The organism is Olivibacter sp. XZL3, from assembly GCF_004368405.1.
Taxonomy (GTDB): domain Bacteria; phylum Bacteroidota; class Bacteroidia; order Sphingobacteriales; family Sphingobacteriaceae; genus Olivibacter.
In genome coordinates, this window is record NZ_SBJH01000071.1 from 66497 (window position 1) to 84598 (window position 18102).

Below are 18102 nucleotides of genomic sequence, written 5' to 3' on the forward strand. Positions count from 1 at the left end.
AAGCCAACATCCGATTATTATATGAATAATAGTTTTTTTGAAAGAAAATACATCATTCAAGGAATCTTTATAATAGCTGCCTTTTTATTGGCTTGTCGACTTTTTTATCTGCAAATAATTGACGATTCATATATACTTTCCGCTAATAACAATGTATTAAGAAAGGTGGTTGTTTACCCAGCCAGGGGCGTAATTTTAGACCGGACAGGAAAGATTCTCGTTCAAAATGAACCTGTCTACGACTTGATGGTTACCCCCCGCGAAGTGAAACCTTTTGATACCTTGGCACTGTGTGAGTTAATTGGTATCGATAAAGAGGGCTTTGATAAGCGTTATCAAAAAGCCGTAAACTTTTCGCCTTACCGAGCATCCATATTCGAGAAACAACTGTCTGCACAAACCTATGCCCGACTTCAGGAAAAGTTATTTCAATTTAGAGGATTCTATGTGCAGAACAGAACGGTAAGAAGTTATCCCGATTCCGTTGCTGCGCAATTTTTGGGTTATATCAATGAAGTCACGGAAAAAGATATAGAGCGCTCTAATCACTTTTATCGTCCCGGGGACTATATCGGCGTAAGCGGCGTAGAGCGGGCTTATGAAGAACTCTTAAGAGGGCAACGGGGCGTACAGAATTTAATGGTTGATGCTTTCAATCGCCCAAAAGGCCATTTCATGGACGGAAAGTATGATACATTAGCCGTAGCGGGCGAAGGCTTGGTATCGTCCCTGGATTTGGAACTCCAGAAACTTGCCGAAAAGCTCATGAAGAACAAACGTGGTTCGGTAGTCGCTATAGAGCCTTCAACAGGCGAAATCTTAGCATTTGCGAGCACCCCCAGTTATGATCCGAATATGATGGTGGGCCGTGAGCGCGGAAACAACTATATGAAGCTGTTAAACGATCCGAACAAACCCATGTTTATTCGGCCTATTCAAGCGCAATATCCACCGGGTTCCGTTTTTAAAGTCGTCAGCGCCCTCGTAGCCCAACAGGCAAACATGATCGATGAACATACGAGATGGAATTGTCCCGGCGGTTATAGCTATGGAGGAGGCCGCGGCTTTATGCGCTGCACCCACGTACACGGCACCATAGATCTTCCTGCTGCTATCCAAGGCTCTTGCAATACATATTTCGGCCATGTATATGCAAGAATGATCGATCAACGGAAAATGAAATCCACAAACGCCTATTCGCTTTGGAGAGACGCCGTAATGAAATTCGGCATCGCACAAGAACTGGGAGTTGACCTTCCAAATGAAAAAAAAGGACTCCTTCCCACAGCCGATTTCTATTCAAAGCGCTATGGAAACGATAAATGGGGTTCGGGTTACAACATCTCCAATTCCATTGGGCAGGGAGAAGTAGAAATTACCACCTTACAGATGGCCAATATTATGGCTATCGTCGCAAACAGAGGACATTACTTCCGTCCGCATCTCATAAAATCGATTGGAGAAAAAAAGGTGGTCAAAAAAGAATTTACCGAGAAGATATCGGTAGATATTGACCAAAAATATTTCGAACCGGTTATTGAAGGAATGAGTCGCGTAGTGAAGTACAATGCCAATATTCGGATTCCTGACATAGAAATGTGCGGAAAAACCGGAACCGCTCAAAACCCACATGGCAAACATCACTCTGTCTTTTTTGCATTTGCTCCCCGAGTGAATCCTAAAATAGCGATTGCCGTATTCGTTGAAAATGTGGGCTACGGCGCAACCTATGCTGCCCCAATTGCCAGTATGATGGTAGAAAAATACTTAAAGGATACCATCAGCATGTCAAAAGCCGTACAGGAAAGGGTATTGAAAGAAAGTAATCTGATCGTCCCAGACGCTCCGGAAACAACAGAACAAACGACCAGCAAGTTGAGTCCGACTAAAAGAAAGATAGAAAAGAACGTGGAATATGTCAGGCACTCCGAAGTGGCACTAATCAATGACACTAAAAAGCAGACAACAGAGAACCAAATTATTCAAGGAAGATAGCGCTCATGAATCAGACAAGAAAAATATATGGTGGCTCGGTTGATTGGATAACGGTATTTATCTGGTTAGCGCTTTGTATTATCGGATGGTTTAATATCCGCGCCGCTGTTTTTGATCCGCAACACGCAAGCTTAGTGAGCTTGAGCACCAACTACGGGAAACAGTTTCTTTACATTGTGGTGTGTTTGCTTGTAGCCAGTGCGGTCATGATTATCGATGGCAAATTTTACAACTATATATCACCGCTTTTATATGGCATCACGCTTCTTTTATTAGTCATCGTTTTAATTGTTGGCCGCAACGTCGGTGGGAACCAGGCTTGGATTCCAATTGGCACTTTTAGGTTGCAGCCATCCGAATTCGCTAAATTGGGCGCTTGTTTACTGCTTGCACGCTATTTAAGCTCACATAGCAATAAAATGCCTAATCTTAAAACCTTATTATTCGGCGCCTTCATTCTCTTTGTTCCGGTTTTACTTATTATGCTGCAGCCAGACACCGGCTCGGCGCTCACGTTTTTTGCGCTCACGCTTGTCTTCTATAGGGAGGGCTATGTCTCCGGCCAGTTTCTCTCTTTCGCATTCGTCTGTATCGTCCTCTTTATACTGACGCTCCTTTTCTCTCAATGGTATATCATTGGAGCGCTCGCTATATTATGTGCGCTGTCCATTTATATGTTTAAAAGAAGCCGAAAAATGATCCAATCTATTGTCATCGGCTTTATTGCGTCTTCCTTTTTTGTATTGATGGTAGATTTTGTCTACGAACATATCCTACAAACACACCAACGCAATCGCATTGACGTGATCTTGGGTAAAGTAGACGACCCGCGTGGACAAGGATATAATTTGAATCAATCAAAGATAGCTATTGGATCCGGACAGCTCTTTGGCAAGGGGTACCTTCAAGGTACGCAAACGAAATACAACTTTGTACCTGAACAAAGTACAGATTTCATTTTCTGCACCGTGGGCGAAGAATGGGGCTTTGTAGGGTCGATGGTTGTGGTTCTGCTTTACGTCGCATTACTGCTAAGAATAACCCAGCTTGCGGAACGGCAACGGTCAGCCTTTGCACGGATATACGGCTATGGCGTGGCCTCTATTTTCTTCTTCCATTTTTTCATTAATATCGGAATGACTATCGGTATTGTGCCGGTTATTGGTATTCCATTACCCTTCCTGAGCTACGGAGGGTCTTCGTTATTGAGCTTCACCATGCTGCTCTTTATTCTGCTAAAGTTCGACTCGAATAGAAAAGGCGTGGTTTAGCGTTAGGAATGCAAAGGAGCATTTAATTGCAGTTCATGAGCTAATGCGGATTTTCGATTAAAAACAACATCCGGAATGCTCTTTACAATGAGCATTCCGGATGCTTGGATGCGAGGTGTGTGCAAAGCCAGCTAGCCAAATCTTTGCCGCAGAATAGCATATAGTTTGTCCACAGTAGCCTGTTTACTTGCCCAGTTGTTCTTCTGCGCATAGCTATTCTGTAGGAAAGCGTCCGCATCAGCGAAATTGTCATATCGGCTCAGCAGTTCGATCGCCTCCGTATAGGCTAAGCTATAACCATTAAACAAATCCTTAATAAACAAGAGTTTGTCATTTAAACTAACGGCCGATTTTAAGTCCGTAATCCGTTTGGTGCCCCCAGGCGATTCTGGTTTGCCGAAACTACTTGCCGAAGTTGCTTTTTGTTCATTAAATGAGCCCTGCTCCTGTTTACGCTGTGCGGAGAACAGCTCGTTCAACGTCATAGGACGTTTCGGCTCTTCTTGCTTTGGTTGCTCAACCTTTTCTTGTTCAACTGGAATAACAACCGATTTAGCTTCTTCCACAATTTGTTTCGACATTGGCTCTTCTTCCTTCAACGACGGCTTCTCTTCGACAGGCGCCTTTTCCTCTACAGCACGCTTTTCCGAGACCTGCTCATCGGAAGTATCTGCCTGCTCCTGCTTTTCTTCATCTGCCTCATCCTTGCTCGCCTCCTCGTTTTTTGGATTCTGCTGCTCTTCAGCTTCACCACCTTCTTGTTTACGGTCGTCTAAAGGATAATCCATGCGTTCTCCGGTTTCGCCTTGTTCCCTTCTTTCCTCTTCTTTTTTATCGCGCTTATCTTCTAGCTTAAACTCTTCAGCCTTGTCTTCCTCTTTTGCCGTTGCCGGCGTAAAATACGTCTCCTTAACCTCCTGCCTATCCACGTAATTCAAAGCCGAGGCCTGGTCGTCTTCCTCTTCTTTAAAGTCGTCCTTTTCTTCTTTTATCGATTCTGGCTTTTCTTCCTTTGTTGAAGTATCGGCAGCTTTCTCTTCATGCTCCGTCGTCTCGCTCGTTGCTTCCGTGTCTTTAGCATTGCTTTCGTTGCTTTCCAAAGAACTAAGCTTTTTCAGAATAGCCACGTGTCCCATCAGATAAGCTATATTCGCTTCAAAAAGTTCCAAATGGACGCCCCCCTGCTCCTTCGGATTTTCTTTTAGAAATTCATACTGTTCCTCCAAATCCTGCAGCAGATCGCCGATCTTTTCAAAAATGCTTTTTTGTGTTACCATATTATATAAACGCTAATTTTTTCGAAATGTTGAAGATTATTAGCCAAACTTAGATAAAATAGCATGGATTGACAAGCGCTGTTTGTTACTAGTGGCATTTAAAGTGATTAACAGTCTTTGCCCCTAAGGTAAACGCCAAAAGCGGAAATAAATTCCGATATTAGCATCCCTTTTTGAGGTAATAAGAGAGATTAAGAATTAACAATAGACGATGCTGTTTAGTGAGCATAATTTTATAGATAAAACGGGCCGACAAGGAAGTATAGAGGTAATCTGCGGCTCTATGTTTTCCGGAAAAACCGAAGAGCTGATTCGACGACTGAAAAGGGCGCAGATCGCCAAGCTGGAGATCGAAATTTTTAAACCGGCTGTCGACACGCGCTATACCGCCGCAGAAATTGTGTCGCACGACAAAAACAGCATCCAGTCGACTATCGTCGAAACGTCTTCTGCAATTTTGTTGCTTGGAAGCCAAACACAAGTGGTGGGCATCGATGAAGCGCAGTTTTTTGACGATAATCTCCCCGAAGTATGCACTATACTAGCAAATAAGGGAATAAGGGTTGTCGTAGCCGGACTGGACATGGACTACAAAGGCAGGCCTTTTGGTCCCATCCCAAATTTAATGGCTATTGCGGAGCATGTCACGAAGGTCCATGCCGTATGCGTTTGCTGTGGCGCGCCGGCTAATTACTCTTACAGAACTTCCGTGGCCGACACCAAAGTGCTGATTGGCGAAAAAGAAAGCTATGAACCGCGCTGCAGAAACTGTTATTATAGTAGCAAATAAGCCCCATTACTGAAACGATACACTGCATGTTTCCACCAGTTCGACCTTAATATTAACGTAAATTTAACACCTCCTATTTCAGTAAAATTCCCGGGATATTTATCTTTGTCACGAAGCAATAGACAACCACCTATGTTGGTTTTATATAAAGATCCTTCTCATAATTTAGGTTTATAATTGGTTAAGTGAAGGCTGTTCGCCCATCGAACAGCCTTACTTCTTTATAAATCTCCACATTTTGTAGAATTATTTCTACAAAAAATACCGTTACCACACAGTAAGCGATTGTACATCAATACAATAGTTACAAAATCTCGATAACAGAGAGGCAAACTTTATTAAACAGTGCTTTGTTGAGTTTCTTAATATCGTAAAGGCAGCATAAGCTCATGCCCTGTACGAGCGTAATCAATTATAGTTAAAAAGTAAAGAATGAAACGAAGCTACTACACTCGAATGCTGTTTGTTTTATGCCTATTTTTCTTCAGCGGCTATCTTAATAGCACAACCGCAGCAAATATGCTAAGCGGAAAAACGCTGCATATCTCTGGGCAAGACAGTACAAAAAGGAACACAGTTGACACCATACAGGTACAAGGCACTGTTACCGATTCATCAGGAAAGCCTTTACCCAACGTCTCTGTCAAATACAATGGCTCAACGGACAGCACGTTAACGGATCAGGGAGGTAAATATGCGATCAAAAGTCCGGCTGTCGGCGTATTAATATTTCAGGTTTCTGGTTATCAGATAAAAGAAGAGCCTATAAACAAGATGCCGGAAATTAACGTCGAGATGCAGCCTGTAGAAGAGAACGCGGAAACCGGACCGCAGGCAGTAGCGAAAGCCCCTGCTGATACTGCGAACGCTTTAACTGACTCCTTAAGCCAGGACAGCACCCAAGTGGCGCGTGACACAACGAAAACTGATAGTACATTAGAAAAAATCACCGGTGTTGTTAGCGATGCTAACGGGCCGGTTCCCGGCGTAAGCGTCACTATTAAAGGCAGTAAAGAAGGCGTTATTACCGACGAAGAAGGGAAGTTTGATATAGCGGCGGCAGGCAATGCAATTCTCGTCTTCAGTTCTTTAGGTTATGATACGAAAGAAGAGTTTGTCGACAATAGGACGGTTATCAACACAACGCTCAGTGAAGAAGCGCAGGCCTTAAAGGAAGTTGAAGTCGTTGCAGTGGGCTACGGAACGATGGATCGCTCCAAGTTAACCAGCTCGGTATCGAGTATTGGAAGTGATCAGATCGAGAACGATGTACTGCCAAGTGTTACACAAGCCATTCAGGGCAAAGCGGGCGGCGTGCAAGTTACACAAAAGTCGGGTTCCCCGGGAGGAGGCCTTAACATTCGCATACGCGGTACTACCTCCATTAATGCCAGTTCGGACCCCCTGTATGTAGTAGATGGAATCCCGGTAAACAGCACTACAAATTTCACCGGTGGAACAAACTTCAATTTTGGCGGAGGAACACAGGGTATTAACATTCTTTCTTCCATCAATCCGTCGGATGTACAATCGGTGGAAGTGCTTAAAGATGCAGCCTCCTCTTCCATCTATGGTGCACGCGCTGCTAACGGCGTCGTTTTGATCACGACTAAAAAAGGGCAGCCTGGAACCAGCACCTTCAACTTTAGCATGTACGAAGGTTTTTCCGAAGTTCCTAAAGAACGTTGGTACGACATGATGAATACTGCCCAATACCAAGATTACATGCGCGATTATTATAAATACCAAATGGAAATGGATTCGTCCATAACCGCCATTCCCGATCAGATCTTAGCTAATCCTAACGTGAATACCGATTGGCAAGACGCCATTTTCCGAACAGCGGCTACACGCAACTATGAATTATCGGCCAGTGGAGGAAACGAGAAAACCCAATACTATACCTCTGTCGGTTATATGAAGCAAGGAGGCGTATTGCTAAACTCCAACTTTAATCGGTTAAGTGCCCGCCTTAATCTCGATCATCAACATAGCGAAAAACTGCGCTTCTCAACTTCTATTAACCTAACACGTGCCATTAACGACCGCGTACAAGAGGAAAACTCAAAAGAAGGCGCCACGAAAAATGGAATCGTAACGCCTCCTAATATTCCAATCTATGGTCCTGATGGCAACTACGCGTATGACGAAGTCAGCACTTCTCGCGAAAATGCCGTAGCTATGTTGACGCTTCCTACGAATAATGCACAGACCTTTAGGGTATTGGCCAATGCCTCGGCAGAATACCGCTTTATTCCCGAATTAGCACTTAAAACAAGCTTCGGTACCGATTTGAGCTTTATCGACGAGACCTTCTTTATGCCGCCTCAAGGACTTCGTTCTTTTGCCAGCCAAGGAGGGATAGGCGCCAGAAGGAACACGCGCGATCAGCTATGGATCAACGAAACGACCTTGAATTTTGACAAAGACTTTGGCGACCATAGCATCAATGCTCTCGCCGGATTTTCTGTACAGGAATCTCGTTTGGAGTTCGTAGATGCGCAACGATCTAACTTTCCCTCTAATGATATTGAATACATCTCCTCGGGCGGGGTGATTACCGGAGCCAATTCTTATCCGGAAGAATGGGCGATTGCTTCTGGTTTTGCACGGGTAAACTATGGCTTTAAAGGCCGGTATTTATTTACCGCTAACTTCCGCGCCGACGGCTCTTCGCGCTTTGGTGAAAATAACCGATGGGGTTACTTCCCCTCTTTTGCTGCGGCTTGGCGATTGTCGGATGAAGATTTCATCAAAGACATTAAATCCATTAGCAATTTAAAATTGAGGGCCAGCTGGGGTATTACCGGAAACCAGAATATCGGCAATTACGCCAGTTACTCGCTTTACACGGGCGGACAAAATTACCTGGGCCTACCCGGCTTCATACCCAATGTGCTGGGCGACAAGAATCTTAAATGGGAGACCACAAAACAATGGGATATCGGCTTGGATTTAGGGCTCTTCGACAATCGAATTTCGCTGTTGGCCGACTATTACTTGAAAAATACGTCCGATTTACTAATCGGAATTCCTATTCTCACAAACTCGGGCTTTCAAAACAGGTTTACCAATTTTGGAGAAATCCAGAACAAAGGCTTTGAGTTCGAACTGACAACACAAAACCTAGTTGGCAGTTTTAAGTGGAATACCACACTCAACATGACATTTAATCGAAATAAAGTTGTCTCCTTGCCGGTCGACAGGATCCTTGGTGGTGTAGGAGAATTAAATATTGCCCAGCCAGGCCTCCCTTTAGGTACGTTTTATGGGTGGAAAATGATTGGTGTGAACCCGGAAACCGGACTAATAGATTTTGAAGACCAAAACGGAAACCCAACAACGCCTACCAATCCGGAAGACAGGCAAATTATTGGTAATCCCAATCCCGACTTTTTTGGCGGTATTACTAATACCTTTCAGTACAAGAACTTTGATTTAAGCATCATGGGGCAATTCTCTTATGGAAACGATGTCTTCAATTATAACTTGGCTACCGGCTTAGAAGGATACAATGCAAGCAGCAACGGTTTTATCGACTGGACGCGTAGATGGAGAAATCCCGGAGATATCACCGATGTACCGCGACCAAGCCCGGGAGATCTCAACAACGGAGCAATTTCCGATCGTTTCGTACAAGATGGATCCTTTTTCAGGCTGAGAAACATCACCCTTGGTTATACCTTCCCAACAGAGATGATAGAGAACATCAATCTAAGTCGACTCAGGGTTTATGTAACCGTTCAGAATGCCTATGTATTCACGAATTATAGAGGCTATGACCCTGAAGTAAGTTCCAGTCACGGAGGCGCCAACACAGGTCTCATTTATGGTTATGATTATGGCAGTTACCCACAGCCCCGCATCTTTACAGCGGGTGTCAATTTAACTTTTTAAAAGTATTATAAAACGCAAAATGAAAACACTTATTTATATAGCTCTCCTTGCACTCGGAACGGCATCCCTGTCAGCCTGTAGTGACTTCCTGGATAAAGAACCTATCAGTCAGATTACCCCTGATGAATACTTTAATTCCGAAACGAATGCCAATTCCGCGGTTATTGGCATGTACCGCACCATGATGAATTCCTTTTCTTTCGGTCAATCCTTGATAATTGTCCCAGAGTTTTCCGCGGGTCATGTAAATCATGCCTCCGTATACCCCGAATACGAAAATTTTCGAACAAACACCGTTCAAGTAAACAACCCTTGGACAAATAATATTTGGCAAGCTACTTATGCCACAATTAACGCGGCCAACAACATTATTGCCAGAGTTCCCGAGATGCCGGAGAACAGTATCTCCACCGAAAAGAGGCAGCAGTTTATCGGCGAAGCGAAGTTTGTCAGGGCGCTCAACTATTTCTTCCTTGTTCGGGCTTTCGGGGCGGTGCCTTTAAAGACCACGGCCACTACCGAAGAAGAGGATATAGCCATTCCGAGAACGCCCATTGAACAGGTTTATCAGCAAATTATAACCGACTTGCAAGAAGCATCAACGCTTCCCGATAGTTATGACGACGATGCCACATCAAAAGGACGTGCCACTAGCTTTGCAGCCAAAGCCTTATTAGCTAAAGTGCAACTATATTACGGTCAGATTACAGGAGATTATACGCAAGCTGCCAGCTTGTCGCAAGAAATTATCAATAGTCAACGGTTTGCATTGATACCTGATTTCGCGTCTATTTGGACAACAGAGAATACGCAGGAATCCATATTTGAATTGCAATTCGACGATCAGGCGACGAATCCCTTAGCTTCCGTTAGCAACGATAATCCGAGCATGCTGTTTTATGCACGCGGAAATACGGTGTATGAGAAATATGCCGAAGGCGATAAAAGAAGAGACTTTACCGTAAAATTAGGATCGCGTGATCGGTATTATATCGGCAAATACCCTAAATTCAGTCCGGCGACTCAAAATTTACCGGTTATTAGAATCGCCGAGATCTATTTAATACATGCAGAGGCGCAGGCAAGGGTCGACGGCACGGTGAGCGATGCCGCCTATCGCTCCTATCAAGCAGTGCAACAACGCGCGGGCTTAAGCACTCCGCCCAGCAGTTCCTTTGGTAGCATCGCAAGTTTTATAACCGCGATTCAAGAGGAAAAAGAGCGTGAACTCATGTTTGAAGGGGAGACTTGGTTTGATTTCTGCAGAACCGGCTTAGCCCTTGAAAGAATGCTCACTATAAAAGATCCTAATTATTACCTCTATCCGATACCGAGTAGTCAAATTGTGTTAAATGGTGAGTTAACGCAGAATCCAGGTTACTAAGAAACGATCATTCTTCAACCATGCTCTGGAACAAAAAGGGAGGCGTCGCTCTTTACGAGTTAGCTTCCCTTTTTAATTAAGGCAATTCATTAAATTCTATAGTAGGTTTAACTCCGCCAGTCGTCCTGTGAAAAACGGTTCCAATAGGCGTATAGTCATTGAAGAAACCGAAATTACGGAGAAAGAACTTTTTCTGTTCACTTCCGCCGCTGTAATCCATTCGATAGCCCACGCGCGCAGTATTATCAGCTGAAAATCTTGCCTTATCTATTTCATACCAATTTCCCTCCCGATCGCATACCCATTGGTTTCCAAAATACACCTTCCTTTCGTAAATGCCCTGCCGCGGCGAGAAATTTTCTAAAAAAGAATGAAAACCCTTTAACCAGCTTGATGTTTGTGGTCGACTGAAGCTGGCAATCAATTTCCATTGGCCAACCTCTGGCGCAAAGAACCAAGCGGTATAATTCGTATAATTATTTTCTACCGGCTCTCCTTTCAGTAGAAACTTATAGGTAGCTCCTGCTTTCCACGCGAACTTGAAATAGCTTTGCCCACCCGCACCCTCGTTGCCAAACTCGCCTGTATGCACTCCCTCGCCTTTCTTTATCAACTTAATCTGATGATCCGGAGGAATAGCTTTCGGGTCGTCTGTCTGAAAAGGACTCCATACTGAAAACAGAATACGCCTTTCTGTCGACGAATTAACTTGCATACCAAAATAACCGCCAGTAAACCCATCAGCCATAAAATACGAGCCGACAACATCATTGCCGGCCGGCACCGTAACCTCGTTATAGTAATAGGCAATATCCTTTTCTTCGGGCACTTGATAGTTTAGATGTGTAGAAGGCCCTCGTCTACCCCAGTAAAAGAAATTCCCTTCGTTGTTCTTAACGAAATGGGTCCGTTCGCTTACTGCAGTTCCTGTAAGCCCCAAAAACGCTATATCCGTCAGATGAACGGGTTTCCCCTTTAAATCAATAGATAGGTACCCGGTATCGCGGATATGCCAGTTACCCAAGTGAAACATAGTATCACCTTTTGTAGGCAAATTTACCTCCTTTGTTATGCCTGCTATGGTGGCAGTCAGTCTACTCGGTTCGTCTACTAAGGCATTTAGCCATACCGACAAAGTACCGGCCCGTCCCACCCGTACGTATGTCTTAAATCCCTTATCAACATCATCCCATCGCTTAACCCCCTTTTCCGATATCAAATCTTGTCCATCAGAGTCGCCCGTTTGCCAAGAATTACCTGCTATCGGTACTTTCACTAGATCGGCCGGCATATCATTTCGCTTGACTTGTCCCACTCCTTCATTGCCGGCTATCAGTAATCCACCGAAAAGAAGCATTATACGTATTCGTTGCATATCATAATAGAATTTGACAGCAAGCTACAGTAAATAAAAGAAGATAGAAAATCAAAAAGACAGTCAACCGTTTGCGTAAAAATCCACAAAAAAGGCAAGAGCCCTGCCTGCTTCGATTTTATTAATTTACGCTACTTTTGAAGCATATATTTCTCAGCGAGCTCGCCGGTAATTTTATTGCCGCTCATGTCCAATTGAGTTAAGGTGTTCTCACCTACAAAATAGTTACGAGGACCGTCTTTTATTCCTCTCAACTCAATAGTACTTCCATCCAACCAGGAGTATTTACCTTCTTCCTCCTGAGGCGTCCCATCTCCTTTGCCCAAATACGTACTTTTACGAACATAAGTACTATCATCTTTGAGCGTTATCTCGGTACGAATGCCTTCACAATCGGCACAAGGCAGCACTCCGGTGTAGATCCCGGCAATATCCAATGAGTTTTGTGCATTATGCATATCCGCCGTATCCGATGTAGCATCAATGGGCACATACTCTTCTGTAGTATCCGCCATTTCGCTCTTATCCGTTTGTCGCACCCCATCGTTACAACTCCAAAGTAGTCCGCACCCAAGTGCGTATGTTAAAATCTTTCTTAGCATATCGATATCATTTTTCTATTACATAGAACGCAATTTAGCTAAATCGATGCAAATCAAAACGATCTATTCTTCCACTTGCTTAAGCGCCTCAATAACGGCTTCTGCCACCTCTATATTGATGACCTCATTATCTATCAGCTCCCAATTGCCATCGCGCTTTACCATTAAAAAAGGTTCTATTCCCGGGTATTGAATACGCCACGCGGTCGAGTCCCCATAATCCTCCGGATAGGCATTGATATTTATAAACGCCTTTGTTCCTGGTTCTCGCACAGTAATTATCATAACAAATCTCCTTTTTAACAATAAACAGCAACAAAACTAAAATGATTGCAGCAGTTTAATTTTCATTCACGCAACTGCATTGTAGTGGCCATAAGGCACTTTTCCCATGATTCCTAATACGAGGATCATTCTTTAGACAACTTGGTTACCAGGTTATTTTCATCGCGCCTATTGGTTTTTTATTACAAATTACATAAGTTAGCCGAGCAAAACTTTTTTAGTTACTATATAGCTAAAAAACTTTTCAATTACATTGTTGTTTGGATAGGGTACATTCATTTTAGATTAGTAGAAAGCATTGGACAATCACAAATCGCTAGCAGAAGTACATCAGAGCGTGGAGACCGACGTAAAGGGCTCACGGTTCAAAAAAATACTTAGTTTCTTTGGCCCCGCCTATTTGATAAGTGTGGGATATATGGATCCTGGAAACTGGGCTACAGACCTAGCCGGTGGCAGTCAGTTTGGTTATACCCTGATATGGGTCTTATTAATGAGCAACATGATGGCGCTGGTGCTACAAAGCCTATCGGCCAGGCTCGGCATTGTCTGGGGAAAAGATTTAGCGCAATGCAACCGCGAAACCTATCCTAAGAAAATGAATTTCATATTGTACATTCTGGCAGAAATAGCGATTGCCGCCTGCGATCTTGCGGAAGTGCTGGGCATGGCTATCGGGCTTAACCTGTTATTTGGCCTTGATCTTCTCTGGGGGGTGGGTATCAGTTTTCTGGACACCTTTTTATTGCTGTATCTTCAGCGCTTGGGAATGCGTAAAATGGAAATGTTTATCATTGGCCTCATTTTCATGATCGGCATGTGCTTTCTGGTCGAAATGTCCTTTGCACAACCCGACATGGCAGCTATCGCTCGCGGCTTTATCCCTTCTATGCCTAACACCGCAGCGCTGTATATTAGCATTGGAATTATCGGTGCCACGGTTATGCCGCACAATCTTTACTTACACTCTGCCTTAGTCCAAACACGCAAAATCAATCGAGACGAACTTTCTATAAAGAAAGCACTGAAATATAATTTTTGGGATAGTGCAATTGCATTAAACCTGGCTTTTTTTGTCAATGCCGCTATCCTGATTTTGGCCGCCGCCGTTTTTCATAAAAACGGGATGAATGACGTCGCTGAACTTCAAGACGCACACAAGCTATTGGCACCAACCTTAGGGAGCGAATGGGCACCCAGATTATTCGCGGTGGCGCTGATTTTGGCAGGACAGAGTTCAACGGTTACCGGCACATTAGCCGGTCAAATCGTGATGGAGGGCTACCTGCGCTTACGTATCAGTCCGGCTTTGAGAAGAATGTTAACGCGCTTAATAGCAATTGTTCCGGCTATTTTAGTCATCTATATTGCGGGTGACGATGAGGTTGGTCCCATGCTTGTTTTTAGTCAGGTTATACTGAGTATGCAATTAGCCTTTGCCGTCATTCCACTCATCCATTTCGTTAGTGACCGGAAGCGCATGGGCACTTTCACGATCTCAACAGGTCTAAAGGTTATTGCATGGACGATCGCAGCCATCATATCTTTTCTGAACTTTCAATTGGTATTCGAAGAAATCACGAATTGGATCAGAATATACAACAACCCTTGGTTAACCTTGCTCTTGATTGCCGGAGGCCTAGGCCTTTTCGTACTCTTAGTGTTGACCATCGTGTACCCTCTGATTAAGCGGAAAAAGAAAGTCAATATGGAAGTCCACCCGCCTTTTCAGGATGCCCTCGAGGAAACGCCCGCATTTAATCGCATTGCGCTGGCACTGGACTACTCTTCTTCCGATTCACAGGTGGTCGCGTACGGACTTAAACTAGCACATCCCAATACCAAATTTATTTTAATTCACGTAACAGAGAGCGCCTCTTCGAGGATGATGGAAGACGACACAGATGACTATGAAAAACGCCACGATGAGGAAAGGATGTCGCGATATACGCAACTCTTTAAAGAGAAGGGGTTCGAAACGACTTTCGAAGTGGGACATAAACGTAGAGTAAAGTTTATTGCCAAAATCTGTCAGGACTATCAAGCCGATCTGTTAATTGTCGGAAGTCATGGACATCAAGGTATTAAGGATTTCATTTACGGAGAGACGGTTAATAAACTAAGGCATCGTGTAAACATTCCGGTATTTATTGCTCAATAACAGGCACATTTCCTATTCAGAAGTTAACTAGTAACAAGCAACCGCTAATCAAATTCAACAGGCAGCTCTTGTTAAATGCGTGTTTTCGCCTTATCTTGCAGACAAAGCGAAAGACACTCTTGAAATACGAAACAACTTTTTGGGAAGCTTATGAGAACCATCCTATTATTACTATTGGTATTAATAAACGTTAGCTGCGATCAAGTATCGAAACACATCGCCCGGGAAAAAATAGCCTATTATGAAGAAATTAAGGTGATAGACAGGCATTTTATTTTAACAAAAGTAGAAAACAGCGGTGCCTTTTTAAGTTTAGGCAATAACTTACCTATAGCTATTAAATTTGTGTTCCTTTCTTTACTGCCCGCCCTCATCCTGCTGTTTGGTCTTTACTATTTGCTCAACATCAAGAGCTCCCTTTGGTTATCCATAGGCATTGCTTTTGCCCTAGGAGGCGGCATCGGCAATCTTTACGACAGAATACGTCACGGATCGGTAACCGACTTTATGCATGTCGACTACCTTTTTATAAAAACAGGTATTTTTAATATGGCCGATCTCTCGATCATGACGGGAATGGTTTTAATACTAATAAGCTTTTGGACGCAAAGAAAATTGGAGGCGATTCATACATAAAAGTAAACGATGATCGACAAGCTAGCATGGATCGAAATCCGGAACAACAGAATCCTGTCTACAAGAAGTAAAGGAAAAGACACCTACTATCTTCCCGGTGGTAAACGAGAACTGGGCGAGTCGGACATTGAAGCCCTGATGAGGGAGATCGCGGAAGAGCTAACCGTCCAGATAGACCTACATTCAATAAAATTCTATGGCGAATTTGCAGCTCAAGCCCATGGCCATCCCGATGGTGTTATGGTAACGATGCGCTGCTATACAGCTTCCTATAGCGGCCTGTTACAGCCGGCTGCTGAAATCGAAGAAATAGCTTGGCTCACCTACAGAGATAAACCACGCGTATCTCAGGTTGATAAAATTATATTTGATGATTTAAAAGCCAAAGGCCTACTCAGATGAGATAATACAGATTTTTAAAGTAGAGATAAACAGGATACTTGCGATATTTTACGCATTTTTTTTAGCTGAAAATCAATATCATGCACTATATAGATAAAAAAAAGCTGCATTTTTTTTCAGAAAACTTTGGTGTATTCAAAAAAGACACTACATTTGCAGTCCCAAAACAAACGAACGAAAATTTAAAAATCACCGTTTGAAAAGGTACCATAGCTCAGTTGGTAGAGCAAAGGACTGAAAATCCTTGTGTCACTGGTTCGAATCCAGTTGGTACCACAGCATTTAAAAGCTCTTTTTTCACAAAAAGGGCTTTTTTTATGCATCTGGCGGTTAAGGTCACCGATGCCAAAACGGATTAGGCAAAAAAAAGTGTTTGTTTTGAGTTATTGCGATCAACTATAAGAACCGCTTCGGGCAACATCTTCCGAAGAAATTGACAAAAATTAAAATGGGCATAATAACACGCAATTGGGAAAGTCCCTTGAACCATATTATAGGTCGGTACTTTGCAATTAAGGAGTATTTTTCTTAAGTTTGTGTTATGAGGACACTGACGATAGATGTTTTGAACGACAAGGCCATGAACCTACTGAAAGACCTTGAGCAGCTAGAGATCATCCGAGTCCGCAGGGATAAGAAAATAACACCCACAGATTCCGGAAATCTGATAGCCAAGTATAAAGGTGCCATGAAAGCGCAATCTATGGATGAGGTGGACAAGCAACTGGAAGACCTGCGCAACGAATGGCAATAAATTACGTTTGGGATACCAATATAGCTATCTATTATCTCCAGCGGCTCTTTCCAAAAACCGCGGAGGAATTTATGGACAGTGTGTTGCTAGAGTCTAATCCCGCCATTTCCGCTATCACCGAAATAGAACTTCTATGCTGGAAAACGGCCAGCAAAAAGGATATCGCCATACTAAAGGATTTTATAGCGGACTCCGTCGTATTTGAATTGGAGCAGAACATCAAGGAAAAGACCGTCGAAATCCGCAAACAATACGCCATCAAATTGCCGGATGCCATTATCGCAGCAACTGCAATGGTAAACGACCTGACGCTAATCTCTCGAAATTTCAAGGATTTTGACAAGATAAAGGGACTGAAATGGAGCAATCCATTTGAGATCTAGTGTTAAGTTAATCAAATATGGTGCTTCGGCTGTTTGGCAAAGTGAGTTACAAATAAGTTACAAAATATTTTCCGACGCTGATTCCAATCCGCAAATCTCTTCGGGAAAGGCGCTAGATCAGTTTTTAGGAAAGTCACTTTTTCAGACAAAAAGACTGAAAATCCTTGTGTCACTGGTTCGAATCCAGTTGGTACCACAGCATTTAAAAGCTCTTTTTTCACAAAAGGGCTTTTTTTATGCAGCTGGCGGTTAAGGCCACCGATGCCAACGGAGATCGCTTAGTGTTTCATATTTCCCATGCCTAATACTGCCATAAAGATTTCCCTTTTCTTTTATTAAGTATTATCTTGTCTTCACATTATTATGATCAGTTCCTGTTAAAAATTTATTTAAAACGAGAGCGTATCAACTAGTGTTTTTCTAGGTACTTGCTAAATACTTTCTTTACAGTGAGTCCGTATTGAGTCCGTATTGAATCCGGAGTGAGTCCATATTTTATGGTAAAAACCCGAACTCACACTGGATGGAACCTAGTAAGCATCTATAATCAATATGAAGCAGGTTCCTAGAAAGTACTACCATGATACAGGAATGAGTTGCAGAAGGAGGAAGAAGACTGGAGTTTCAAAACACTGTCCTTTGGGAATCAAAGTCAAATAAATTATTTTTATTGCAGTATAGCGCCGGTGTTAAAACAGACCAAGCAGTTCAAAAAGGAATATTTAGATCATAGTCTGGACAGACTTAAAAATTGATCGCGCTTACATGGTTTCACTTTATGGTATCATAAGAATGGAAACCATCAGGATGTGTAGTCTTCCCTTAGCTAGCTACATCCAAAACTAAAAAATTCCAATCAGAATTGCTATTGCTATCCTGTTGGAATGTGG

General features: G+C 43.2%; 15 protein-coding genes and 1 tRNA gene. 11 read left to right on the plus strand and 5 right to left on the minus strand.

Going from position 1 to position 18102, the window contains the following annotated elements; all coding sequences use genetic code 11:
- The first annotated feature begins 21 nt into the window (after positions 1–21).
- Together mrdA and rodA are read left to right on the plus strand one after the other, a co-directional pair.
- Positions 22–1995, plus strand: a complete 1974-nt coding sequence (gene mrdA / locus EPX21_RS16605) for a penicillin-binding protein 2 (protein WP_134090817.1) — start codon at positions 22–24, stop codon at positions 1993–1995.
- Between the two features lie 5 nt (positions 1996–2000).
- A complete protein-coding gene (gene rodA, locus EPX21_RS16610) occupies positions 2001–3266 on the plus strand; it encodes a rod shape-determining protein RodA (RefSeq protein WP_134090818.1) in 1266 nt (421 codons plus the stop codon).
- A 131-nt stretch (positions 3267–3397) separates the two neighbouring features.
- On the opposite strand, the gene EPX21_RS16615 is transcribed toward rodA, so the two are convergent.
- The gene (locus tag EPX21_RS16615) at positions 3398–4543 is read right to left on the minus strand and encodes a hypothetical protein (protein WP_134090819.1); all 1146 of its coding nucleotides are present in this window, start codon (positions 4541–4543) and stop codon (positions 3398–3400) included.
- Between the two features lie 211 nt (positions 4544–4754).
- On the opposite strand from EPX21_RS16615, the gene EPX21_RS16620 reads away from it, so the two are divergent.
- The 3 genes from EPX21_RS16620 (at position 4755) to EPX21_RS16630 (ending at position 10614) form a co-directional block, all read left to right on the plus strand.
- Positions 4755–5333: a thymidine kinase gene (locus tag EPX21_RS16620; protein ID WP_134090820.1), complete on the plus strand. Its 579-nt coding sequence runs from the start codon at positions 4755–4757 to the stop codon at positions 5331–5333.
- A 432-nt stretch (positions 5334–5765) separates the two neighbouring features.
- Positions 5766–9230: a SusC/RagA family TonB-linked outer membrane protein gene (locus tag EPX21_RS16625; RefSeq protein WP_134090821.1), complete on the plus strand. Its 3465-nt coding sequence runs from the start codon at positions 5766–5768 to the stop codon at positions 9228–9230.
- A 19-nt stretch (positions 9231–9249) separates the two neighbouring features.
- Positions 9250–10614: a RagB/SusD family nutrient uptake outer membrane protein gene (locus tag EPX21_RS16630; protein ID WP_134090822.1), complete on the plus strand. Its 1365-nt coding sequence runs from the start codon at positions 9250–9252 to the stop codon at positions 10612–10614.
- Between the two features lie 76 nt (positions 10615–10690).
- On the opposite strand, the gene EPX21_RS16635 is transcribed toward EPX21_RS16630, so the two are convergent.
- The 3 genes from EPX21_RS16635 to EPX21_RS16645 form a co-directional block, all read right to left on the minus strand.
- A complete protein-coding gene (locus EPX21_RS16635) occupies positions 10691–11989 on the minus strand; it encodes a DUF3472 domain-containing protein (protein ID WP_134090823.1) in 1299 nt (432 codons plus the stop codon).
- 131 nt (positions 11990–12120) lie between these two features.
- Positions 12121–12591 (minus strand): copper resistance protein NlpE, encoded by a 471-nt coding sequence (locus EPX21_RS16640; protein ID WP_206106091.1) that lies wholly within the window; start codon positions 12589–12591, stop codon positions 12121–12123.
- 63 nt (positions 12592–12654) lie between these two features.
- Positions 12655–12876, minus strand: a complete 222-nt coding sequence (locus tag EPX21_RS16645; RefSeq protein WP_134090824.1) for a hypothetical protein — start codon at positions 12874–12876, stop codon at positions 12655–12657.
- A 298-nt stretch (positions 12877–13174) separates the two neighbouring features.
- Between EPX21_RS16645 and EPX21_RS16650 the strand changes: the two genes are divergently transcribed.
- The 6 genes from EPX21_RS16650 (at position 13175) to EPX21_RS16675 (ending at position 17212) form a co-directional block, all read left to right on the plus strand.
- Entirely contained in the window at positions 13175–15037 is a 1863-nt protein-coding gene (locus tag EPX21_RS16650) for an Nramp family divalent metal transporter (RefSeq protein ID WP_134090825.1), read from the plus strand.
- Positions 15038–15187: 150 nt separating this feature from the next.
- Positions 15188–15673, plus strand: coding sequence for a signal peptidase II (gene lspA / locus EPX21_RS16655; RefSeq protein WP_134090826.1), 486 nt, complete (start codon positions 15188–15190; stop codon positions 15671–15673).
- A 9-nt stretch (positions 15674–15682) separates the two neighbouring features.
- Entirely contained in the window at positions 15683–16075 is a 393-nt protein-coding gene (locus tag EPX21_RS16660) for an NUDIX domain-containing protein (RefSeq protein ID WP_134090827.1), read from the plus strand.
- 203 nt (positions 16076–16278) lie between these two features.
- Positions 16279–16351: transfer RNA gene (locus EPX21_RS16665), tRNA-Phe, on the plus strand.
- Positions 16352–16616: 265 nt separating this feature from the next.
- Positions 16617–16829, plus strand: coding sequence for a hypothetical protein (locus tag EPX21_RS16670; RefSeq protein WP_134090828.1), 213 nt, complete (start codon positions 16617–16619; stop codon positions 16827–16829).
- Entirely contained in the window at positions 16820–17212 is a 393-nt protein-coding gene (locus EPX21_RS16675; protein WP_134090829.1) for a type II toxin-antitoxin system VapC family toxin, read from the plus strand. The genes EPX21_RS16670 and EPX21_RS16675 overlap by 10 nt, the downstream gene beginning before the upstream one ends.
- Positions 17213–17223: 11 nt before the next feature.
- Here the strand turns inward: EPX21_RS16675 and EPX21_RS16680 are convergent, their stop codons facing one another.
- Positions 17224–17433 (minus strand): hypothetical protein, encoded by a 210-nt coding sequence (locus EPX21_RS16680; protein WP_134090830.1) that lies wholly within the window; start codon positions 17431–17433, stop codon positions 17224–17226.
- Between the last annotated feature and the right edge of the window lie 669 nt (positions 17434–18102).

What these genes read in the sequence shown, in the direction of transcription:
- mrdA (WP_134090817.1), top strand. Translation starts at nt 22, where the DNA reads ATGAATAATAGTTTTTTTGAAAGAAAATACATCATTCAAGGAATCTTT.
- rodA (WP_134090818.1), top strand. Translation starts at nt 2,001, where the DNA reads ATGAATCAGACAAGAAAAATATATGGTGGCTCGGTTGATTGGATAACG.
- EPX21_RS16615 (WP_134090819.1), bottom strand. Translation starts at nt 4,543, where the DNA reads ATGGTAACACAAAAAAGCATTTTTGAAAAGATCGGCGATCTGCTGCAG.
- EPX21_RS16620 (WP_134090820.1), top strand. Translation starts at nt 4,755, where the DNA reads ATGCTGTTTAGTGAGCATAATTTTATAGATAAAACGGGCCGACAAGGA.
- EPX21_RS16625 (WP_134090821.1), top strand. Translation starts at nt 5,766, where the DNA reads ATGAAACGAAGCTACTACACTCGAATGCTGTTTGTTTTATGCCTATTT.
- EPX21_RS16630 (WP_134090822.1), top strand. Translation starts at nt 9,250, where the DNA reads ATGAAAACACTTATTTATATAGCTCTCCTTGCACTCGGAACGGCATCC.
- EPX21_RS16635 (WP_134090823.1), bottom strand. Translation starts at nt 11,989, where the DNA reads ATGCAACGAATACGTATAATGCTTCTTTTCGGTGGATTACTGATAGCC.
- EPX21_RS16640 (WP_206106091.1), bottom strand. Translation starts at nt 12,591, where the DNA reads ATGCTAAGAAAGATTTTAACATACGCACTTGGGTGCGGACTACTTTGG.
- EPX21_RS16645 (WP_134090824.1), bottom strand. Translation starts at nt 12,876, where the DNA reads ATGATAATTACTGTGCGAGAACCAGGAACAAAGGCGTTTATAAATATC.
- lspA (WP_134090826.1), top strand. Translation starts at nt 15,188, where the DNA reads ATGAGAACCATCCTATTATTACTATTGGTATTAATAAACGTTAGCTGC.
- EPX21_RS16660 (WP_134090827.1), top strand. Translation starts at nt 15,683, where the DNA reads ATGATCGACAAGCTAGCATGGATCGAAATCCGGAACAACAGAATCCTG.
- EPX21_RS16670 (WP_134090828.1), top strand. Translation starts at nt 16,617, where the DNA reads ATGAGGACACTGACGATAGATGTTTTGAACGACAAGGCCATGAACCTA.
- EPX21_RS16675 (WP_134090829.1), top strand. Translation starts at nt 16,820, where the DNA reads ATGGCAATAAATTACGTTTGGGATACCAATATAGCTATCTATTATCTC.